21 protein-coding genes are annotated in these 21,008 nt (G+C 64.3%); 10 read left to right on the top strand and 11 right to left on the bottom strand.

Annotation, left to right across the window (positions count from 1 at the left end):
- Positions 1–29: 29 nt before the first annotated feature.
- Together G7Y31_RS00420 and G7Y31_RS00415 are read left to right on the top strand one after the other, a co-directional pair.
- Positions 30–677 carry a sugar O-acetyltransferase gene (locus G7Y31_RS00420; RefSeq protein ID WP_165010427.1) on the top strand — a complete coding sequence of 216 codons (648 nt, stop codon included), beginning with the start codon at positions 30–32 and terminating at the stop codon, positions 675–677.
- A complete protein-coding gene (locus tag G7Y31_RS00415; RefSeq protein ID WP_165010425.1) occupies positions 677–3,157 on the top strand; it encodes an ATP-dependent RNA helicase in 2,481 nt (826 codons plus the stop codon). The genes G7Y31_RS00420 and G7Y31_RS00415 overlap by 1 nt, the downstream gene beginning before the upstream one ends.
- On the opposite strand, the gene G7Y31_RS00410 is transcribed toward G7Y31_RS00415, so the two are convergent.
- Positions 3,114–3,893, bottom strand: coding sequence for a TSUP family transporter (locus G7Y31_RS00410; RefSeq protein ID WP_165010423.1), 780 nt, complete (start codon positions 3,891–3,893; stop codon positions 3,114–3,116). The genes G7Y31_RS00415 and G7Y31_RS00410 overlap by 44 nt on opposite strands.
- Before the next feature lie 53 nt (positions 3,894–3,946).
- Between G7Y31_RS00410 and G7Y31_RS00405 the strand changes: the two genes are divergently transcribed.
- Positions 3,947–5,011 carry an AbrB family transcriptional regulator gene (locus tag G7Y31_RS00405; protein WP_165010421.1) on the top strand — a complete coding sequence of 355 codons (1,065 nt, stop codon included), beginning with the start codon at positions 3,947–3,949 and terminating at the stop codon, positions 5,009–5,011.
- On the opposite strand, the gene G7Y31_RS00400 is transcribed toward G7Y31_RS00405, so the two are convergent.
- The gene (locus G7Y31_RS00400) at positions 5,008–6,669 is read right to left on the bottom strand and encodes a DUF885 domain-containing protein (RefSeq protein ID WP_165010419.1); all 1,662 of its coding nucleotides are present in this window, start codon (positions 6,667–6,669) and stop codon (positions 5,008–5,010) included. The two genes, G7Y31_RS00405 and G7Y31_RS00400, sit on opposite strands and share 4 nt — an antisense overlap.
- 69 nt (positions 6,670–6,738) lie before the next feature.
- Positions 6,739–7,305 carry an LOG family protein gene (locus G7Y31_RS00395; RefSeq protein WP_165010417.1) on the bottom strand — a complete coding sequence of 189 codons (567 nt, stop codon included), beginning with the start codon at positions 7,303–7,305 and terminating at the stop codon, positions 6,739–6,741.
- A 98-nt stretch (positions 7,306–7,403) separates the two neighbouring features.
- On the opposite strand from G7Y31_RS00395, the gene G7Y31_RS00390 reads away from it, so the two are divergent.
- On the top strand, positions 7,404–8,468 hold the full coding sequence (locus G7Y31_RS00390; RefSeq protein ID WP_165010415.1) for an ROK family transcriptional regulator: 1,065 nt from the start codon (positions 7,404–7,406) through the stop codon (positions 8,466–8,468).
- A gap of 38 nt (positions 8,469–8,506) precedes the next feature.
- Here the strand turns inward: G7Y31_RS00390 and G7Y31_RS00385 are convergent, their stop codons facing one another.
- Positions 8,507–8,878: a hypothetical protein gene (locus G7Y31_RS00385; protein ID WP_165010413.1), complete on the bottom strand. Its 372-nt coding sequence runs from the start codon at positions 8,876–8,878 to the stop codon at positions 8,507–8,509.
- Between the two features lie 144 nt (positions 8,879–9,022).
- Positions 9,023–9,505: a ferritin gene (locus G7Y31_RS00380; protein WP_165010411.1), complete on the bottom strand. Its 483-nt coding sequence runs from the start codon at positions 9,503–9,505 to the stop codon at positions 9,023–9,025.
- A gap of 651 nt (positions 9,506–10,156) precedes the next feature.
- On the opposite strand from G7Y31_RS00380, the gene G7Y31_RS00375 reads away from it, so the two are divergent.
- Positions 10,157–11,236, top strand: coding sequence for an esterase/lipase family protein (locus G7Y31_RS00375; RefSeq protein ID WP_196823580.1), 1,080 nt, complete (start codon positions 10,157–10,159; stop codon positions 11,234–11,236).
- Between the two features lie 133 nt (positions 11,237–11,369).
- Here G7Y31_RS00375 and G7Y31_RS00370 read toward each other — a convergent pair whose 3' ends face one another.
- The 3 genes from G7Y31_RS00370 to bioB form a co-directional block, all read right to left on the bottom strand.
- Positions 11,370–12,296, bottom strand: coding sequence for a Sir2 family NAD-dependent protein deacetylase (locus G7Y31_RS00370; protein WP_165010409.1), 927 nt, complete (start codon positions 12,294–12,296; stop codon positions 11,370–11,372).
- Between the two features lie 104 nt (positions 12,297–12,400).
- The gene (bsaP, locus tag G7Y31_RS00365; RefSeq protein WP_165010407.1) at positions 12,401–12,670 is read right to left on the bottom strand and encodes a biotin synthase auxiliary protein BsaP; all 270 of its coding nucleotides are present in this window, start codon (positions 12,668–12,670) and stop codon (positions 12,401–12,403) included.
- A complete protein-coding gene (gene bioB / locus G7Y31_RS00360; RefSeq protein ID WP_165010405.1) occupies positions 12,670–13,650 on the bottom strand; it encodes a biotin synthase BioB in 981 nt (326 codons plus the stop codon). Before bioB ends, bsaP begins: the two co-directional genes overlap by 1 nt.
- Before the next feature lie 118 nt (positions 13,651–13,768).
- Between bioB and G7Y31_RS00355 the strand changes: the two genes are divergently transcribed.
- Both G7Y31_RS00355 and G7Y31_RS00350 read left to right on the top strand, forming a co-directional pair.
- Positions 13,769–15,073 (top strand): M20/M25/M40 family metallo-hydrolase, encoded by a 1,305-nt coding sequence (locus G7Y31_RS00355; RefSeq protein WP_165010403.1) that lies wholly within the window; start codon positions 13,769–13,771, stop codon positions 15,071–15,073.
- A 231-nt stretch (positions 15,074–15,304) separates the two neighbouring features.
- On the top strand, positions 15,305–15,847 hold the full coding sequence (locus tag G7Y31_RS00350; protein ID WP_165010401.1) for a hypothetical protein: 543 nt from the start codon (positions 15,305–15,307) through the stop codon (positions 15,845–15,847).
- 15 nt (positions 15,848–15,862) lie between these two features.
- Here the strand turns inward: G7Y31_RS00350 and G7Y31_RS00345 are convergent, their stop codons facing one another.
- Entirely contained in the window at positions 15,863–16,177 is a 315-nt protein-coding gene (locus G7Y31_RS00345; protein WP_165010399.1) for a CHY zinc finger protein, read from the bottom strand.
- Between the two features lie 102 nt (positions 16,178–16,279).
- Between G7Y31_RS00345 and G7Y31_RS00340 the strand changes: the two genes are divergently transcribed.
- Both G7Y31_RS00340 and G7Y31_RS00335 read left to right on the top strand, forming a co-directional pair.
- Complete coding sequence (locus G7Y31_RS00340; RefSeq protein ID WP_165010397.1) at positions 16,280–16,669, top strand: hypothetical protein; 390 nt, start codon at positions 16,280–16,282, stop codon at positions 16,667–16,669.
- Between the two features lie 3 nt (positions 16,670–16,672).
- A complete protein-coding gene (locus tag G7Y31_RS00335; protein ID WP_165010395.1) occupies positions 16,673–16,990 on the top strand; it encodes a transcriptional regulator in 318 nt (105 codons plus the stop codon).
- A 32-nt stretch (positions 16,991–17,022) separates the two neighbouring features.
- On the opposite strand, the gene G7Y31_RS00330 is transcribed toward G7Y31_RS00335, so the two are convergent.
- Together G7Y31_RS00330 and G7Y31_RS00325 are read right to left on the bottom strand one after the other, a co-directional pair.
- Positions 17,023–18,174, bottom strand: a complete 1,152-nt coding sequence (locus G7Y31_RS00330; protein ID WP_165010393.1) for an MFS transporter — start codon at positions 18,172–18,174, stop codon at positions 17,023–17,025.
- A 167-nt stretch (positions 18,175–18,341) separates the two neighbouring features.
- The gene (locus G7Y31_RS00325) at positions 18,342–19,865 is read right to left on the bottom strand and encodes a helix-turn-helix domain-containing protein (protein ID WP_165010391.1); all 1,524 of its coding nucleotides are present in this window, start codon (positions 19,863–19,865) and stop codon (positions 18,342–18,344) included.
- A gap of 131 nt (positions 19,866–19,996) precedes the next feature.
- On the opposite strand from G7Y31_RS00325, the gene G7Y31_RS00320 reads away from it, so the two are divergent.
- Positions 19,997–20,995 (top strand): siderophore-interacting protein, encoded by a 999-nt coding sequence (locus tag G7Y31_RS00320; protein ID WP_165010389.1) that lies wholly within the window; start codon positions 19,997–19,999, stop codon positions 20,993–20,995.
- The last annotated feature ends 13 nt before the right edge of the window (positions 20,996–21,008 follow it).

The following is a 21,008-nucleotide window of genomic DNA, read 5'->3' as shown; positions in this document are numbered from 1 at the left end:
GCACGCGTGGCGCACGTACTATAGCCGGTATGGATTTGCAGCAATTTGGTACGTGGGACAAGCAAACCGGCCAGCAGTGGCACTTGCCTGGCGTGGACCCGCAAGCACGGGAGGAACACCAGCGCACGTTCGCGCTCATGCAGCGTTTCAACGCCCTCGCTAACACCGACCCTCAGCAGGCGGCAGCGGTTCTGCGGGAGCTACTGCCCTCCGGCTCCGATGTGCCCGGCTGGCATGCGCCTGCGCAGGTGGAATACGGCTGCAACCTGCGTATCGGCCAGGGCGTGTTTATTAATTTCAACGCCACCATCTTGGCCCAAGCCACCGTAGAACTTGGCGATCGTGTAATGATCGGCCCCAACTGCTCCCTTATCACCGTAGGCCACCCAGTCAACGACCACCAGATGCGTGAGGGCGGCTGGGAGCTAGCCCAGCCCATTCGCATTGGCCGCAATTCCTGGTTGGGCGCCAATGTCACGGTACTGCCCGGGGTGACGGTGGGCGAGAATTGTGTTATCGGCGCCGGCGCCCTTGTCACCAAGGACATCCCGGATAATTCCCTCGTGCTCGGCGCCCCGGCGCGGGTGGTGCGTACACTCGATGGCGCGCAGAACTTAGAGCGCGAACAGCTTGACGGCCCGGTGGAGGGCTTTGCGGCCGGGGAGCACTCGTTCTAGTGTCTGATTCCCAGCCGTGTGCTTCCCAGCCGTGTGCTTCCCAGCCGTTTGACCTCCGGCGCATCGGCAAGGGTCTCCCCGTCGCCGAGACCATTGCCACCCTGCCAGATACCGGCCACGTGGTAGTCCAAGCCCCGCCGGGCACCGGCAAGACCACCCTGGTGCCGCCGGCGGTGGCTAACCAGGTCGGCGATGCCGGCAAAGTACTGGTCACCGTACCCCGCCGCGTGGCGGTGCGTGCGGCGGCAGCACGCCTGCGCGCCCTCGCCGGTCCAGACGGGGCGGTATCGGCAAGCAAAGAAGCTATCGGCTACGCCATCCGCGGCGAGTCCCGTCCGGGCAGCCGCATAGAGTTCGTGACCCCGGGAGTGCTGTTGCGCAGGCTCATTAGCGACCCTGCCCTAAACGGCGTGGCTGCGGTGGTTCTAGACGAGGTCCACGAGCGCCAGCTCGACACCGACCTGGCGCTGGCCATGTGCCTGGAGTTGGCGGTGCTGCGTGAGGACTTCCGGGTCATCGCTATGTCCGCCACCGTGGACGCACAGCGTTTCTCCCAGCTGCTAGACGCCCCGGTGCACACCACGCAGGCGCCCATTCACCCGCTAGACATTCGCTACCATCCCCTGCCGGGCCGCGCGCAGGGCAGCCGCGAGTTCTACACCGAGGTGGCGCGCGAGGCCGCGCAGCTACACGCGCAGCAACCAGGCTCAACGCTGGTATTTGTCCCCGGGGTGCGCGAAGTCGCGGCGGTGTGCGACTCTCTACCGCAGCTGACCCCGGCCACGCCGGTGTACCCCCTGCACGGGCAGCTCAGTTCTGCGGAGCAAGACGCCGCGCTCAACCCGGCGGCAGACGGCATTGTGGTGGCTACGGCCATCGCGGAGTCTTCCGTGACGGTGCCAGGCGTGCGCGCGGTGGTGGATGCTGGTCTGTCCCGCACGCCGCGCCGCGATGCCCGCCGCGGTATGTCTGGGCTGGTCACGGTCTCTACTTCCGCGTCGAGTGCCCAGCAGCGGGCGGGCCGCGCCGGCCGCCAGGGCCCCGGGGTGGTGGTGCGTTGCTATTCGCAGGAGGAGTTTGCGCGTTTTGCGGCTCATGCGGCGCCGGAGATTACCTCGGCGGACCTGACGCAGGCGGCATTGTTCATGGAATGCTGGGGTGCCGGCCCCGATTTCCCGTTGCCCGATGCCCCGCCTCCCGCCGCGCTTGACGATGCCCACCGCACCCTCACCGCCCTCGGCGCCACCGCTGCAGCCGGTGCGGACTCCGCTGCTGTCGAACGCGCGCGGGACCGCGCGCGGCAGCTTGCGCTCATGCCCACGGATCCGCGCCTGGGCGCTGCGCTGCTGAAACACGGCGCGCAGGCGGCGGCTACCGTTGCGGCGTTGGGGCAGTCCCCACGTGGGGACATCACTCGCGCGCGAGCACCACGGCGTGAGGTTGAGCGGCTAGCTCGCTTAGTTCGCGACCGCGGGCCGGTGGATCCGGGTGCGGTGGTGGCTGCGGCGTTCCCGGAGCAGGTGGCCCGCCTGGTGCAGCCGGTGTCCGGCGGCGCGGGCGCCAAGCAAGTGGGCGCCGGACGCACGGGCGGTGCGGGTGGCGCCCGCGGCACGGAATATCTGCTGGCCGGCGGCACTCGCGCGCGGCTGCTAGACGCCGCCGGCTTAGAGGGGGCGCAGTGGTTGGCCATCGCGGAGGTTTCCCTGGCCCAGTCCGGGGTGGCGGTTATTCGGGCGGCGGCGCGCATCACTGAGGCCGCAGCCCTTGAAGCCATTGGGGTCAGCGACACTACGCGGGCTTTCCTCGATGGCGGCAAAGTACGGGCGGTGCGCACCACGGCCGCCGGGGCGATCATCCTGAAAGAAACCCCCGTCCAGCCCACGCCAGAGCAGGCAGCCGCGGCGCTAGAGACGGCCGGCCTAGAGATTTTTACCTTCAGCACCCGCGCCCGCAACCTATTGGACAGGCTGCGGCACCTGCGCCAAGCCTACGGCGAGCCTTGGCCAGACCCGCACGCTGACCTGAGCTGGGCGGCGCCGGAGTTTCAGGCGGTGGCGGAGGGGGCATCGGCAAGCGAGGTGGACATGTACGCCGCCCTGCAGCGGGCACTACCCTGGCCGGAGGCGGCGCGTTTGGAGGAACTGGTCCCGGAGACGCTGGCGGTGCCCTCGGGGCGGAAGGTGCCCATCGACTGGTCCGGGCAGCGCCCGGCGGTCGCGGTGAAGCTGCAAGAGTGCTTTGGGTTGGCGCAGTCGCCGCAGTTGTGCGGGCAGCGGGTGCAGTTCCAGCTGCTCTCTCCAGCCGGGCGGCCGCTGGCGCTCACAGATGATTTGGCCAGTTTTTGGGCCGGGCCCTATGCCGCAGTGCGCGCGGAGATGCGCGGGCGCTACCCCAAACACCCCTGGCCGCAAGACCCCTGGTCCGCCCCGCCCACGGCTAAAACCACTGCTGCCATGAAAGGTAAACGCTCATCACAATAACCAGGCTCAGCAGCGCATAACGGATGAGCTTGGTCCCGCCGCCCAGCACGGTGCGCGCGCCCAGTTGCGCGCCAGCGATGTTGGCCGCGGCCAGCACCAGCCCCAGGGACCACAGCACGTGCCCGCCGGCAATGAATACCACCAGCGCGCCCACATTGGTACAGGTGTTGACCACCTTGGCCATGGCGGCAGACCGCAGGAAGTTCTGGGAAAAAATGGCGGTAAACGCCATGATCAAAAACATGCCCGTGCCGGGGCCAAAGATGCCATCGTAAAACGCGATGGCCGCCACCGCACCTGCGCCGGCCCAGGTGCGCCAGCCGTAGTGCTTGCCCGCGGCATCGCCCTCGCCAAACGACGGCCGCAACGCCACAAAGATGCCCACGGCCACCATCAGCACGATAATCAGTGGGCGCATCACGTCCGCGTCCATCAATGAGGCAGCCAGCGCCCCGCCGCCGGAGCAGACCACCGCGACTGCCCCGTAGCGCACCAGCTCCCCGGCTGGTGGCCGTACCTTGCGCACCAGCGTATATGCCGCCGACGCCGTCCCCGACACCGCCGCCAGCTTATTAGTAGCCAGTGCCGTTGCCGGGGCCAGTTGCGGCGCGACCGCCAAAATCAGCGGGATGAGTACCAGCCCGCCGCCGCCAATGACGGCATCAATCCATCCCGCGAGAGCGGCCCCTCCTGCCAGGATGGCCCACTGACTGGCAGCGATTTCCACAAATTCCATAGGCATACCCTAGACCAATCGCCCCGCGCTCGTCGGCCCGTTAAGCTGTTTCCATGTCTATTCGCGCGCGTTGGGCGCTCATTGTCCCTGCCTCCCTGCTGTTGGGGTGGGCGCTGCGCGCGGTGGGAGTTCCGGCGGCATGGGTGGTGGCTGCCATTGCGGTCTCTGGGACGGCAGCGCTGGCCACGGGAGAAGAGCTCGAAGTCAATCGCCATTTTTATGCGCTAGCGCGTGGGTTCATTGGGATTATGGCGGGGTTGCCGCTAACACTGGTGCCTGCCCGGCAGCTGGTGGGCTACGTTCCTGCCGGTGCCACGATTGCGCTGGTCACAGTGTTGGTTGGCATTGCCGGGGGCGTGGCATTGCACCGTTCTCAGCCCCAGGCCGTACCGTGGACCACCGGAATTCTGGCCATGTTGCCCGGTGGTGCGTCCATGATGCCCGCCCTGGCCCACGAGCTAGGCGCGGACTACCGCTACGTCGCGCTCACGCAGTACCTGCGGCTGCTGGTGGTCTCCATTACGCTGCCGGTGGTGGCGGTGTTTCTGGCCCACCCGCAGGCAACCCACGCGCACGTGTCTGCCGATACCCCCTTGTGGCTCCTCCTGCTCACCGTCGCCGTGGCCATCGCGGGCGAGCCCTTCGGCCGCCTGCTGCGCCTGCCAGCTGCGCCGGTGTTGGGCACAGTGGTGCTGACCGTGGCGGTGGCGGCGTTATTGCCCGAAGGGCAAACGCTGGTGCTGCACCCGTGGTTTCAGGTGATGGCGTTGCTATCTATTGGGTGGGTCTGCGGCGGCGGGCTATCCGTGCCGGCATTGCGGCTGTTTGCCCGCCAGCTGCCGGTGACGCTGGGCGCGATTGCAGCGGTCATCTGCGCGTGTGCGCTGACCGCCGTGCCGCTGGCCCGGGTGCTGGGGATTAGTTATTTTGAGGCCTACTTGGCCACCTCGCCCGGGGCGCTGGAAACTGTGTTGGCCTTAGCCGCAGAGGGTGGGGCCAGCGCTGCGGTGGTGGCGTTGCAGCTCATCCGGCTGATTCTGGTGCTGCTCATCGCCGGGTACTTGCCGCAGCTGCTGCGCGGCGCCGCGGCGGTCCTCCACCGCCTGCGCCGCGACTAGTTGAGCACCGTGTCGCGGAGGATGGACATCGGGATAGAGCCCAATGCCAGGGCCTGGGCGTGGAAGTCCTTGACGTCCATGCCTTGGGCCACGGCGTCATCGCGGGTCTGCTTCCACAGGCGCTCGCCCAGGGCATAAGACGGCGCCTGGCCGGCCCAGCCCAGGTAGCGGTTGACTTCGAAGGCCAGGTTGGCGTCCTCCATGGCGGTGTTTTCGCGCAGGAAGGTCTTCATGTGGGACTTGTCCCAGACCGTGGAGCCGTCGGGCATCTTCTTGCCCAGGTGCAACCCGATGTCCACCACCACGCGGGCCGCGCGCAGCTTCTGCGCGTCCAACAGGCCCATGCGGTAGCCCGGATCGTCCATATAACCCAGGTCTGCCATGAGCTGTTCGGCGTAGAGCGCCCAGCCCTCGCCGTGGCCGGAGTTCCAGCAAAATGCCCGTCGCCACAGGTTGAGGTCATTTTGCAGCAGCGCATAGCCCAGTTGCATGTGGTGGCCCGGCACGCCCTCATGGTGCACAGTGGTCAATTCCTGCCAGGTGTGGAAGGTGTCCTGGCCAGCCGGTACGGACCACCACATGCGCCCCGGGCGGGAGAAATCATCCGTGGGCGCCGTGTAGAAAATTCCGCCGGTGCCTGCCGGATCAATGCAGCATTCAATACTCTGCATGGGTTCCGGGATGGTGAACTCCGCGCCGTTGAGGTCGCGGATGACGTTATCGGCGGTCTGCTGCATCCATTCCACCAGGGCGTCGCGCCCGTGGAGGGTGTAGCGCTCGTCCGTGTTGAGCTTGCGCATGGCGGTGCGCGGACTCACGTCGGCGCCGTAGAGTTTGGTGGCAATCGCGCGCTGCTCCGCGTCGATCTCGGCCACGCGCTCCAGGCCCCACTCATAGGCCTCATCCAAGTCCACCACGTCGCCGACAAAGAGTTTGGAGAAGCGCTCATAGCGCTCCCGCCCAAAGGCATCCTCTGTCGGGGCCTGCGGCTGCAACTCGGCGGAAAGCCAGCCGGAGAACTCTTCAAAGGCACGCTTGGCGCCCTCCACCTCTGCGCTGTGGGGGTCTACGCCCAGGTTATCTAACAAGGTGCCATCAGCAAGAGCGTTGCACTGGCCAATAACCTCGTTGATCTGCCGGGTGGCGGCCACCATGCCGTGGCTGGCTGCCTCCAGCAGGGACTCGCGGTAGCCGCGCAGGGAGTTATCGATCTTGGACAACCGGGAGCGGATGTTATCGATCTGCTCTGGGGTGTCTTGGGGCATCATCACCAAGGTGTCGCGAATGGTCTGCACTGGCGAGGCCAGGTTATTGAGGTTGCGCAGATCCTCTCCGTGGTGGTGAAGGTCTAGTTCCAGGCACAGGCGGTCGCGCAGGACGGCGGCGGTGACGTAGTCGACATCATCAAAGTCGTCGTCATCATCGGATTCATCCGTGCTGTCATCCAGGGCGTCGAGGTCCGCGAGCATTTCCCGGGTACGGTCTGCTACAGCCGCGTAATACTCGGGACTGAAGTCCTCTAATTCCCCGTCGAATCCGGGGATGCCCAGCGCAGTAGCCTCTGTGGGTGTGAGCGCCGCCAGGTCATGGGCAAAGTTATCGCAGGATGCGTCCAAAAGGGATGGTTGGCGCACCCCAGCAACAGGGTCGAAACTCATAAGGGGTGAGTCTAGCCCCCTTAAGGCCTAAAGTGCCAGCGACACCTACCCACCTAGAACGCACCCCGTTTAGCTCTCCCACTTTGCGCCCAAGGGCTTAAAGTCCGCGCAGCGGTCCAGCAGTCGCTGCGGGTCAGACTCCACAATCAGCCCGTCCACGTAACGGCGCTGCATAAAGCCCCGCTGCACAAAGCTGGCAAACATCTCCACGAAGGGGTCCCAGAAGCCATCCACGTTTAGCAGCGCCACCGGGCCTTGCAGGTTGCCCAGCTGCTGTAGCGTGAGCACCTCTGCCAGCTCTTCTAGGGTGCCCACACCTCCCGGCAAAGCCACGAAGGCGTCTGCGAGTTCCTCCATGCGGGTTTTGCGTTGCGCCATGGTCTCTACGGTCTCTAACTGTTGCAGCCCCTGGTGGGCCATCTCCAGGTTGGCTAGCTGGTGCGGGATAACCCCGGTGACCTGCCCGCCGTGGGCTAGGGCGGCATCGGCAACCTGCCCCATCAGGCCTATGTTGCCGCCGCCGTAGACCAGCCGCAGGCCCCGCTGGGCCAGCAGGGCGCCGAAGGACGCTGCTGCCTGCGCGTAATGGGGATGATTGCCAAGGGCTGAGCCACAGTAGACCGCTACAGATTTCATGCCTTCCCAGCATAGGGGCCCACCCCAAACTGAACTGCTCTGTCTATATCGCCCCGCCGGATTTAGACTATGCAGTCTATATATTCTATTCTTTCCCCATGAACCGAATTGGACCAGTATTCTCACGGCCGGAGTCCCCCGCGGCCAAATGTCTACATCTGGTCCGCTTCCACACCATCATCACCCGCAGCGAGCTTGTAGAGGCCAGCGGCCTGTCCCAACCCACCGTCACCCGCGCCGTCGCCTCCTTGCTAGAAGCAGAGCTCCTGCAGGAGCGCACAGACCTCACCCGCTCCCGGGGCCGCGGCCGTCCCACCATCCCACTGGTCCTCGGCGATTCGGATCGCATGCTGGCCGGCATTGCCATCGGCACCACCTCTACCCACATCGCGTTGTTTGATACCCGCGGCCGGGCCCTGCGCGAAGGCGATTTCCCCACCCCCGTGGCTGAGCTGACCACGGAGGACTTTATCCAGCACATCATGGCTGGCATCAATCGGCTGGTCAGCGGCATTGAGCTGCGTTTGTCTTCCGTGGGGGTGACCACATCCGGCTTTGTCAACGACCACGGCCTGGTCTACGCCCCCAACTTGGGTTGGCGCGGCATGGACATCGCTGCGCGCCTGCAATTCCAATTCGGCGTGCCCGTCACCGTCACCTCCGCCGTTCCCGCCATCCTCGCCGCGGAAACCCAGGCCGCCCCGCTTGACGATACCTCCCGTGCCCTGGTCCTGTTTGCCGATGACTCCCTGGGTGCCGCGCTTGCCGATACCTCCGGTGTCCGCCAAGTCCCCCTCCCCAACCTTGATGGCCGCCGCCCCGACGCCACCCTGGTCAACTCCGCTATTGCCCAACAGCAAGCCACGGCCGATCCCCGCACGGTGTTAGACCGGCGCGCCCGGCAGCTGGGCGCTCTGGCTGCCCTCTTAATACACCAGCACCAGCCGGAGACCGTGGTCATTGCCGGCTCCGCCTTCTATGGCGACCCCCCGGCGCCCAAACTCTTCGCCGCCGCGGCGCGCACCACCGCCGCCGCCCTGGGCACGAGCGTGGACGATGTGGATTTACGCATGATCCCCAATCACCGCGAGATTGTGCGCGCCATCGCCCGGGCGGTGGCCCTAGATCCCCTCCTGCGCGCCCCCCTCTCCCTGGCGGCCTAAACCCCTGCTGGGCTGGGCCATGGTGGGGCATCGGCAGACTAGGGCTGGCGGGCACGCAGCGGGGTAGCAGGCAGCAAGGCCACTGCCAGGGCGCCCAAGCCCGCCCCGGTCACATACAGCGGCAACGCGGAAGTCGGCACAACGCCCATGGGAGTAAACATCACCAGCCCCACCGCGGCCAGCAGCAAACTACCGCCCAGCCACGCCAGGGACTTCTGCGGCCCCGATGCCGCCACGGCTGCCGCAAAGCCCAGCAACCCTACCCCAGCGAAAGGGCCCAGCATCAGCGCCATGGCCAATAGGAAGGTGCCCAACGCGATATGGGTGGCACTCACCGCCAGGCCAAGGGCCAAGCCAACCACCAAGGCCACCAGCGAGCCCACCGCGAACCATTTCTGCGTCATAGACATATAAAAACAGTCTCCCACCCTCAACCCCGCAGGTAAAGCCCTACGCGGCTGGAATGGGAGACTGTAATAGAATCCTGACGGCTTCGTTACCGAACCTTGACGCAAGCCCCGCACGTGGCGCGGGTACGCGTCCAGGCGGCGAGCTTAGCGCTGGCCCAGGGAAGCGTCGATGCGCAGCAGGCCAGAGCCATCGCTACCCACCAGCTTGATCTGGTCGATGATCTCAGAAACGGAATCCTCTTCCTCAATCTGCTCATCCAGGAACCAGTTAACCAGCGAACGCGAATCCAGATCGCCTACCTCATCAGCAGTACGGGCAATCTCACGGATCTGATTCGAGACCTTCTGCTCATGAGCCAGGGCGGCCTCGAAGGCGTCCAACGGGGTGGCGGCCTTGGTGCCGGCTACGGGGATATCGGCAAGCTCAACGCGGTAACCACGTGCCAGCAGGTGCTGGGCAATCTTGGCGGCGTGCTCGCGCTCCTCGGCGGCCTGAGCGTGGAACCAGGCAGCCATGCCCGGGAAGGAAAGATTATCCATCTCATAGGCCAGCTGGGTGTAGATAAGAGCAGCGCCGTGCTCATTAATAACCTGATTGTTCAGCAGGGTCTGCAGCTTCTCATGCATAGTGTCATGCCTTTCGATTGATTGCTTCTAGCGGTTTGCGCCCACCGGCTATCCAACGGGTTTCCGGCGGGATTAAACCCAATAGTACAGAAATAGTTGCCCCGCGCCAGCGAGGTAAGGATTACCATATCCCCCGGTCAGGGGCTTTTTGGGCACGTTTACCTAAGTTGGGAATACCTTAGTTGCCCTCAGTCACACCCGGAGAAAATACGCTAAGGGCCGGACCAGAAACTCTGGAACCGGCGCTTAGCGTGTCTCTATCTCTCAAGGTGTTTTGCTCCCGGGCGGTTTCTCACGCCGCCCGCCCCGCAAAACCAGGGGCTCTCTATCTCTCTCACATGCACTCTCTCAAGCGCATGTATGCAAGTATGGCGGGTTTAACTTGCTACTCCATGGCGTGGAGCTGAAAGTCAGCTGTCAGATCTGCGGTGGGCGCAAAACGAAAGCCCGCCAGCTGCGCACTGACGGGCCTTCTCCCCATGACTAATCTTGTGGAACCAGCTGTAGCGAGGCAGTGGAGCGCAACCTCCAACCGGAACCGCCCTTGATTAGGCAAGGCTTAGATTACTTGGCTTGTGCGCGGACGTCAAGGGTTTTCTGCAAAATTTTTTCACACAGCCTGCTACCTGGGATTTCAGTACACTATCTGGCATGGTTTCGGATCCTTTCGCAGAGCTGCGCGCCACGTTGTCGGAGAACTTAAGCAAGTATTGGCCGCCCGAGGCCGAGGCTGCCGCGCCCCGGAAGCACATCCCGCGCCAGGATTCCGCCCGCTACGGCATCGCCGCCCCCGCCCCAGCGAACGCCCTGCGCGAGGAAGTCGCCGAGGAAATTGCCGCCATGCTGCGCGCCAACCGCCGCAGCCTCAGCGACCTGGTCAACTTCCGCCCCAGTCCTGGCGAGTCTGTCGGTACCCAGTCTGCCGATGCCCCCGATACCTCCGCCGCTGCCGATGCCGCCACCATCACCGCACTTCCCGTAGGCGCCCGCCTCAAACCCCGTGGAGTGTTTGAAGATGATTGGTCCGCCCGTCCCACCCCACAGCGCCCCTGGCCGGTGGTCTTGCTACACGGCACCACCGACACGAAAGGAATTTGGCAGCTATTGGGCGAGGAGTTGCGCGAGGATGGCTGGGCGGTCTTCGCGCCGGATTATGGGCACCGCGCCACCGGTGCCCTGGCAGACTCTGCAGCCCAAGTCGGCGCGTATATTCAAGCCGTCCTGCAAATAACCGGTGCTGAAAAGGTCATCCTCATCGGGCACTCCCAAGGTGGGCTGCTGGCCCGCTATTGGATGCGCACCGCCGGTACCGCACACCTGGTGCGCCATGTGGTGTGCTTGTCCGCGCCCAACCACGGCACCACCCAAGGCGGGATAGTCAGCTCCCTTATTGCTAGCCGCCGCCAGGAGAGCGTGGTCAAGTCCATCATTGACGCCTATTTTGGACCCGCCGGGATGGCGCAGATTGTCGGCTCCGCAACCTTCGAGGAGTTCCGCGAGGCGGGCGACTTAGAACCCGGCGTGACCTACACCTGCATAGCCACCCGCCAAGACACCGTGGTGGTCCCACCGGAGACCTGCTTTCTCGAGCCCGGGGACAGTCCGGATGGCACGGTGCGCAACATCTACGTCCAAGACTTCGACCATCGCGCACTGGTTAATCACATGGACATGCCATTGGATAAGCGGGTGCGCGCCATCGTGCGCACGGTGCTCAAGCAGATTCGCTAATCCCCGGCGGTGCAGGCCCAGCCAGCGGGTGCCGTGCCCGGTGGCGCGGGCCCAGCCAGCGGGTGCCGTGGCCGGTGGCGCGCAGCCGGGCGGGGCAGGGCACGCATCTACGGCCGCAGACAGGGAGCGGAGGCTAAAGGCCTAGGTCGTCAAGGAGAACGTCACACGCGGGACCCACTTGGGTGCGCCACAAGGTGGTGGCTTTGGCATCGCCGCGTCCCGGGCCGCCATTGACCACGGCTACCGGCTTGCCCTGTTTGAGCGCGTCCAACATGAAGCGGTACCCACTCATCACCGCCAGCGAGGAGCCCAACACCAGCAAAGACTGCGATTGCGCCAGCAATTCATAGGCAGCGTCGCGCCGCGCGGTGGGCACGGGCTCGCCAAAGTAAACGACATCGGGCTTAAGCAGTACTGAGCCGCAGCGCACACACGGCGCCATAGAAAACTCCTCCACCGCCTGCGCAGAAAGGTCCACGTCACCGTCAGGGTTGACCTCATCAGCAGCAACTACCCAGCGTTCCAGATAGCCGGCGTTGCATGCTTCTAGTCGGGCGTCAAAATCCCCGCGGCGCTCACTGAAGCCACACTCCAAGCACATCACATGCTCCATGTCCCCATGCAACGCAATTAACCGCTGCGTGCCAGCTTGTTTGTGCAAGCCGTCGACGTTCTGCGTCACCACCCCGGTAATCAGCCCGGCGCGCTCCAGCTCCACCAGCGCAAAGTGAGTGCGATTAGGCCGGGCAGCATCCATGACCCGCCAACCCACAAAGGAGCGCGCCCAGTAGCGGTGCGATGCCGCCTGATCATAGCGAAACTCCTGGTAGGTCATGGGCGTGTGTCGCGCCAGGGTTCCATGGGGCCCGCGGTAGTCCGGCACGCCAGATTCCGTGGACACCCCTGCACCGGTAAGCACCATCACCCCGCCGGCGCGCAGCTGTTGTGCCACCTTCTCGCGCGCGCCCGGAGTCGGCGTGGCGGTCTCGGTGACCACGCGCTGGATGGATCGCAGGGCAGAGCGGTGGGCGAGTTCTACGGCGGCATCATCAAAAGCCATGCCCGCCACCTTACCCGCGCCGCATCTGTGCCGAAGCCGTGCCAGAGCCGCACAGAACCCAGGCTGCGCGCTACCTTACCGCCGCAACCTGCGCCACGTGCGCCCTAGTCCGGCAGCACCTCCTGGTAGAGCCACTCCGAGTCCAACTCCCCATGGCGCGAACACCGCGCGGACCAGCCATCGGGACGCACCTGGACCACCATGCGCCGGCCGCACAACTGGCAGTACCGCGGCACATCCAGACCGGCGGCTGCGGCGGGGTGGAGGGGGGCATCGGCAGAGTAGGGCTGGCCGGTGTTGGGGTGGAACACCGGCTCCTCCCCAGCCAAGACGGCGGCGGCGAGCTCCTGCGCGCCGGTGGGTGGGGCGGCCATTAGAGGGCCTTGATGGGCAGGTCAATGCGCCCGAGCATGTCCACGTCCTTTTCAATCTGCTGGCCCAAGGTGGTCAGGTAGTTGCCGGCGATGATGGCGTTGATGCCGCCAAGCAGGCCCTTTTCGGTGCCGTCGTTGCCCAGGGTCAGCTCGCGGCCACCGGCAAAGCGCAAGGTGGTGCGGGGCATCGCCAAGCGGAAGGCAGCGACGGCGCGCAGGCCCTCGCCCATCGGCACCAGGGGGTAGTTGGCAAAGGGGGTGCCGGGGCGCGGGTCCAGGAAGTTCATGGGCACCTCGCAGGGCTCGATTTGGGCCAACTGGTAGGCGAACTCCGCGCGCTGCTCCAGGGATTCGCCCATGCCGATGATGCCGCCGGAGCACACCTCCATGCCCACCGCACGCACGTGGTCCAGGGTCTCCTTGCGTTCCTCCCAGGTGTGGGTGGTCACTACCTGCGGGAAGAAGGAGCGCGCGGTTTCCAGGTTGTGGTTGTAGCGCTGGGCGCCCATGTCCTTGAGTCGCTGGGCTTGCTCGCGGGTCAGGGTGCCCAGGGAGCAAGAAATTTCGATGTCCACGGCCTCATTGATGGCCACGATGGCCTGGCCCACCTGGTCTAGCAGCGAGTCATCCGGGGACTTGACTGCCGCGACGATGCAGAATTCCGTGGCGCCGGTCTTAGCGGTCTTTTGGGCGGCTTCGACCAGCTCAGCGATGTTCAGGCGCGCGGCCCGTACCGGGGATTCAAACAGGCCGGACTGGGAGCAGAAGTGGCAATCTTCGGGGCAGCCGCCAGTTTTGATGGAGATAATTCCTTCCACGGACACATCCGGCCCGCACCACTTCAGGCGGGTGCGGTGCGCGATGTCCGCCAGCTCCTCTAGCTGCTCATCCGGCACCTGGAGCACCTGCTCCAGTTCGGTTTGGTCTAGTCCGATGCCCTGCTCCAGGGCCTTGTCACGTGCGATGTCAAGAATAGTCATGCGAACACTCTAGACCACTTTCTTGGACGGTGTTCAACTTTTTGGCCCAGCCTTAGCTTGCCGATGCCCCCGCAGCTAACCCCGCCAGCCCCTGCCGCGGGTGCGTAAAGTAAACCCCATGAGCCTCTACGATGACACCCTGGCCCTCCTGCAAGAGATGATCCGCAACGCGTGCGTTAATGATTTAACGGCGGACTCCGGGTTTGAAGAGCGCAATGCCGATACCCTTGAGGCCTTCTTCGCAGGCACCGACGTGCGCATTGAGCGCTTTGAGCCCCACCCCCATCGCACCAGCATTGTGGTCACCGTCCCGGGGGACCCAAATAAGGAACCACTGACCTTTCTGGGGCACACCGATGTGGTGCCCGTGGACGCCCCCAAGTGGACCAAGGAGCCCTTCGGTGCCATCATCGAAGACGGCAAGCTCTACGGCCGCGGCGCGGTAGACATGCTATTTATTACTGCCACCATGGCGGCGGTTACCCGCGAGGTCGCCCGGCGCGGCAACCCCGGCGGGACGCTGACCTTTGCGGGCCTAGCCGATGAGGAAGCCCGCGGCGGCCTAGGTGCCCGGTGGTTTGAGCAACACCGGCCAGATGCCATCGATTGGAAGAACTGCCTCTCAGAGACCGGCGGCTCGCACCTGCCGGGTGGTCTGGCGGTCATCGTAGGCGAAAAGGGCGCTGCCCAGCGGCGCATCCACGTCCACGGGGACGCAGGCCATGGCTCTACGCCCTATGGCAAGGATTTTGCCGTGGTCAAAATTGGGGAGGTCGCCCGGCGCATTGCCCAAGCTGAGCTGCCCGTAGCTGATGATCCCATCTGGACCGGCTTCCGTGACTCCTTCCGCTTTGACCCGCAGTCCCAACAGCTTATCGATGCCGGCGACTACTCCCCCTTTGGCAACCTCGCCGCCTTTGCCCACGCATTTTCTCACACCACCATCTCCCAAACCGTGCTGCGCGCAGGCGGGGCCATCAACGTGCTGCCCTCGCATGCTTGGCTAGAGCTGGACATCCGCCCACTGCCTGGACAAAGCCAGGAGGACGTGGACCGGATGCTGCGCGAGGCCATCGGGGACATCGACGTTGAGATTGAGCACCTGATCAATGAAGACGCCACGGTCTCCCCCACCTCCGGGCCCCTGTGGGAGACCCTGGTGGCCACCTGCGCGGAGTTCTACCCCGACCGCCCCGTGGTGCCCACCCTTGCCACGGGTGGCTCGGATTTGCGTGTGGCCCGTCGCCTGGGCGGAGTGGGCTACGGTTTTGCCCTCCACGCCCCAGCGCGCGACCTGGCCTCTGCCAACTCCCAGCTCCACAGCCACGATGAATGCCTCCACCTCGAGGACTTGGATCTGACGGTGCGCGCCTACCTGCGCGTGGCGGAGCGCTTCTTGGGCCTGGAGCCTTCATGTGCCTGAGGCTTTCGCCTCCCCTGCCCGCTAGCCCCCGCCCGCCGGGCAACGTGACCCGCCGGGCAACGTGACCCGCCGGACTACGTGACGCATATTCTGCGCGAAGTCGCTCAAAAATTCGAGATCCGACGCCCTTTTGCGCAGAATTTGCACCACGCACACGGGACCAAGCAGGATTTCTCCGCCGGCAACTGCGGCGGTCTTTCACTTGCGTCACATCCGTGCCACAATGGCCACATGAGTTACGCACCCAAGACCACCCTGTGCGCCGCAGCCATTGCGCTGTGCGCCACCCTGGCCGCCCCGGCCGCCTCCGCTGACGTCATCGATGATTACCTGGCCCGCGTTCCCGCCGGCCAGATTTCTTGCGACCAAGCCCAGCGCTACTACACCAATGCTGGCGATTACAACGCTAAGAAGAACCAGGCCCTGGCCGCCGCCAACTTCCACCCCCGCGGCGGGGAGATTCGCGGCGCCATCGCGCGCGCCGATGAAGCCATTGCCCGTTGCGGGCTCAATGGTGGCCCCGCCCGGCCGGCCCCGGCTGCCCCAGGCACGCCAGCTGGCCCTGCAGCTCCGGGGACACCGGGCGCTCCGGGCGCACCCGCCCCTGCACCGGCTGTGCCTGCGGACCACACCCTCATCCCCATCTTGGTCCAGCCCGGCATGCCCACCGTGGACGTGCCCGTTCCCCCTGCGCGGGTGACTTTCCGTCTTCCCGATGCCGCCAAGATCCTCCAGCAGCAAGCCGCCCAGGTAGGGCAGCTGTCCTCCCGCTAACGCCGGAAATAGCTTCTACAGCTGGAAGTAGATCTCCGCGTGCAGCGCACAGCCCGGGTTGAAGCCATGGCCGCAACCCGGGCAGCAGTGTTTCTGCTGGGCTTGGCGGTAGGCGCGGTAGTCCATCTGCAGCCCGCACACTCCGCACGCAGCTGCTGGAGCATCAAGCGGCATCGGCCCGAAGGCATGGTCGCTGGCCTGCGTATGGCATAGCGAACATGCCCACCACATTCCACAGGTAGCACACCGATTGGCCACGACATCCACCTCGCTGTGCCAGTGCTCGCAGCGCCCCTGCCCGTCGATGGCGCCGTGAATGGTGATACTCATACCGCGAACCTAGCAAATCTTCATTTTACTTGCACAACTGGCAAGTGATACGGTTGCAGTACTAGCAAATAAACAAACCTCCACGAAAGAGGGTGAACGGCTATGAGTGCTGAACTCGACGCAATTGAGAGCATCCAGCGCCGCACTGAGTGGTCCCCGTCCTGGTGGGCCGTGGCAATTGTCTCCGTACTGGCGGGGCTCACCGCAGTGAGCATCACCATTGATTGGAGGTTCGTCCTAACCGGAATCGCAGCCTTCACAATTGCAGCATTCCTCCTGCGCAAGCGTCTGACCAACCCCTTAGTGCGCAGGGATCCGAACCTGAACATGGCCAATAACAGGGCCACCTGGTCCAGGGTTGTACTTCCACTCGTGATAGTCCTTCCGGCCCCGCTTTTTGATGATCCTCATCCCGCGTGGCTAGTCCTCTATGGCACCGGGGTAACAGCGGCAACAGCCTGGATGTTCTACGCAGATCAACCCGGAAAATAGGACATGGTACCTGTGAGCGCCGAGTTCGATCCCATTATTCATCCCCTCAATCGGCTAAAAATCTGTGCCGCGCTCGAGTCTGCCCGCGCATTCGACGGCGTGCGGATGAAGTTCGCGGTCCTCGCGGAGCTGGTGGACTTACCTGCAGATGGCCTGTCCAAGCAGCTGTCGCACCTAGAGTCACACGGCTACATCAATCGCCAAAGGGAGTACGGATCCACCCGAGCCAAGGACAAGGTGTGGGTATCACTGACGGCCGATGGCCTGCAGGCCTACCGCAATCACGTTGCGGCCCTCCGGGAGATGACCCAGCAGGTCTAGCGCTATCCGGGCCTTGCCTCCCGGCCATCTCCCTACTGGGCTTTTCTCTTGGCGTAAAGGTAACTTCCCACAAGCACCAGCAGACATAGTGCAGCGACGCTGAGCGAGGCAATGGCCGGGGAAGCCGCCTTAGACAGGGCTGGGGTGAGCCCCGCGGTTATTGAATAACCAATTCCGCCGGCTGCATAGAGATAGGAAAAGGCGGTGGCCTGCTGGCTTTGGGGAACTTTGTCCGCGATAATCTGCTGCCGGAAGATCATCGCGGGCGCCTGCGCGATACCCAGGATTGCGGCGAGGGCTATGAGGCTGGGATAGGAGTAGGTAAACCCCGTAATACCCAGAACCACAACTACTAAGAATGTAAACGCGGACGCGTTGCGTTCCTTGTGCTTCCAGTGCGACTTTATTCCCAGCAGGGCCGATACCACCACGCTGGCCCCAGCGAGGACGGCCAGCACCCACCCGGTACGTGAATCCGTGCCTTCCCATTCGGTGAGCAGAATGGGTACCAACGTATCGAAAGAGGCCGTGACAGCCATAATGACCGCGGAGGCAACCACTGGAATAATAACCAGGGTGAGCTGGGGTTTAGCAGTCGCACCGCTCGATTGTTCATAGCCAGCCGCAATCGCTTTGGGGGTGGTGATTACGGAAATGGCCAAGAAAGCTCCCAGCAAGCAAAATCCCGCGGTGGTGCCAAAGCCGTGCACCATGGCCACGCCGAGCACCGGGCCAATGACCCAGCTGCTTTGGTTAATCACGTTATCCAGGCTCATGGCACGGTCCGGGTTACTGGAGAACTGGCTAATCGAAGAACGAAGAACCCCAGGAATTGGAGCCGAGATTGCACCGGTGAGGAATACCAACAGCGGGATAGCCACCAGGTAGGGCATTCCGCCGAGAGCCAAGAACCCGCACATGACCAACAAAGCCGCACACAGCGCACAACCTTGCATCAGGCGCAGTTTCACCTTGTGTTCAGACAGCAAAGGCGTGAGGAAAATAGCTCCTACGGATTCGCCAATTGCGTAGGCGCCAGAGGATAGTCCACCGAGGATATAAGAACCACCAGCTGCGGAAATACCCACAATGGCGACCATCGGCAGCGAGGTTACAGTCAGGCGCGTGAGAATGGTGGACAGCAACCACGCGGGAAAGGGGGACTTAAACTCCAATAGACGCATCTATTATCCTCTGCTTATATATGGGCCAGCCCGGAAGCGTTTGCGACGGATATTTAATGCCACCCGGGCTTGTGACTTTGCGAATAGGGACTGCGTTCGCAGCCTAACACAGCCCACATCCACTCCCCCGACCCGCAATCACCAGAACCGCTGCAGACAGCATCCCGCTACGGCACAATCAGCGCCTCCTGGGTGCACTGCCAACCACTGCGTTGGTACTCGCGCGGGGACATGCGGTGGTTATCGCTAAAGACTTTGCAAAAGCTCGAGGGGTGGGCGTAGCCCAACCGCCGCGCTATGTGCTCCACACTTTTGCCTTGTTCCAGAAGGCTGCGTGCAACAGTCATGCGCAGCTGGCTGCGCCACTGCTTGAAGGGCATACCCACCGCCGCGTGCACCCCCTGGGACAAGTCCAAGGTGCTCACGCCCAATTCGGTGGCCCATTGTGCCAGCGTGCGCCGGTCCTCCGGAGTGGCACGCACCCGGTGCAATACCTCAACGACGGCAGCAGTCACCGCGCCCTGGCCAACACCATCGCCGCACCGCGCGGCTTCCTGGGCCCGGCGCGCAAAAAGGTACACAATGGCGTGCGGGTCATGGCCGTCGGGGCGCAGGTGACTGTAATTAGCCACCACGGTGTGCAAAAGATAGTTCTCCTCTATATCAGCAAAGGACTGCACCAGCACCCCAGGCACCACCGTAGGCAACTTGGCTTCACGCGAACCCAATGGCAACACAATCGCACCCTGCTCCACGTGCACCACATTGGACTCCCCCGCAGGCAGCCACGCCACATCGCCCTGGATAAGCTCGTATGTTTGCCGGCCAATCACCACACGCGCCGCCCCGCGGTAGACCCACACCAACACATGAAAGTCATTGACCCGCTCCCACGTTTGGCTGGCGGGGACGGGTGGGGGTGAGGTTAAGGGGGCATCGGCAAGCTCAGGCACAGGGGGCTTGAGCTGGGCAAACTCCCGGGGGCTCATGCCCACGTGGCTGTGAAAGGCGCGCGTGAGGCCGGCGGTGGTCTCAAACCCCACCTGCCGGGCCGCCCAACCGATGTGCTGACCAGCGGCAATAAGCCCCGCAGCAAGCGCCACCCGCACCTGCCGGCGCCACTGCACAATGCTCATGCCCGTCTGAGCAACAAACTGTTTTTGCAGCGTACGCGTGGAAACACTCGCCGCGGACGCCAGTTGCTCCACCGTTGCCGGGGACCCAGGATCCTGCAGGATGCGCATGGCGGTGTCCAAGGCGGCATCGGCAAACGGCTGCGGCGGCAAGGCGACGGCACACCCCGGCGCCCCATCTGCAGCCACCTGGGGTGCAAGTGCAGCCAGGCCTGGCGCCGTCCCCTGCAGATAGCCGATACTACGGGCGAATTGGTACACCAGCCACGGCCCCCACTCCCGGCCCACCCGCACCCGGTGCGGGCGACTAATGCGCACGCCCATGTCCCGGGCAGCGGGGAAGATAGGAAACGCCACCGTGCCGGGCCGCGTACTAATGCCGTATTCCACACCCGCGGGAATCCAGACGGCATGCCCGGCCCGGAGCAGATATTTCTCCCCCAAAATTTCAACCTTCGCCAGGCCCGTATACACCCACATCAACATCGGTTCGCGCTGGTTATGCATGCGCTTCACGCCCGCCGCGGGAATGGCGTGCGTTGTCAGTTGCTGGTCCATATCAGCTGCCCCCTGTGTCAGTTTAGGATTCGTTCACTTTAGGATAACCGCGGCCTAAAAGGAAAGCCTAGCCTTAATTCCCGGCCCGGCTGCCGTCGGTGCCGCCATCCGCTACCCCCAAGGAGGCTTTCATGCCCATTCCCGCCCGCGTGCCCCGCTTGCTGCCGGTGGGCGTGCGCCGCTTGCAGGTTGCACAGCTTGCCGATGTCACCCCCACCATCCGCCGCATTACCCTCACCGGGCCCCAGCTGCAGGCATTCAAGGATGCCGGGGGCAACCACGTCCCTGCGTTTACCAGCGAGAATTTTGATGATGACATTCGCCTCCTCTTCCCCTACCCCGGGGAGCGCGAGCCCGTGCTGCCCGTTATCAAGGATGGGCGCGTAAGTTTTGCCCCGGGGCGCAGGCCCATTGCGCGGGCCTATACCGTGCGCCGCTTTGATGCCGCCGCGGGCGAGTTAGATGTGGACATCATCTTGCATGGTGAGGCCTTCGGCACAGCTAATGCCGAAGGCGGATCGAATTCCGAAGGCGCATCGAGTGCCAACGTCTCATCGAGTACCAAAGACCTGGAGGATACTGGTACCGCCAACGGTGCCGGGGGCTTTGCCGCAGCCTGGGCGCGCACTGTGGCGGTGGGTGATGCCATGACGGTCGTCGGCCCTGGTAAGACCGCGCCGCTGCCCGCCGAGGCACGCCGGGTGTTGTTGCTGGGCGATTGCACCGCCATTCCCGCCATCGCCCGGCTGCTGGAGGAGCTTCCAGCTGACCGCCAGGGCACGGCCTTAATCAGTGTGCCCAGCCGGGATTACGTCTTTGAGCTGGCCCGGCCCGCGGGCTTCTGCGTGAAGTGGGTGGTGGAGGCGAATAACACTGCTGGCCCACATGACGCACAGGCGCAGTTCCTCCACCACCTGGACGCGGTGCCGGAGCTGGCAGGCCCCGATGGCCCTTGTGATGACCCTAGCCCAGATCTCTTCGTCTGGCTTGCCGGGGAGGCCTCCTTGGTGCAACAGACTCGCCGCAGGCTAATCAATCACCACGGCGTAGCCCGCCAGGCCATCAGCTTTAGCGGCTATTGGCGCCGCGGCCACTGCGGCACCCCTGCCCCGGAGCCCGCGGATTCCTAACACTTTCTATCAA

Origin of the sequence: Corynebacterium lizhenjunii (assembly GCF_011038655.2) — a bacterium.
GTDB lineage: Bacteria > Actinomycetota > Actinomycetes > Mycobacteriales > Mycobacteriaceae > Corynebacterium > Corynebacterium lizhenjunii.
This window is presented reverse-complemented; position numbering and strand designations above follow the sequence as displayed.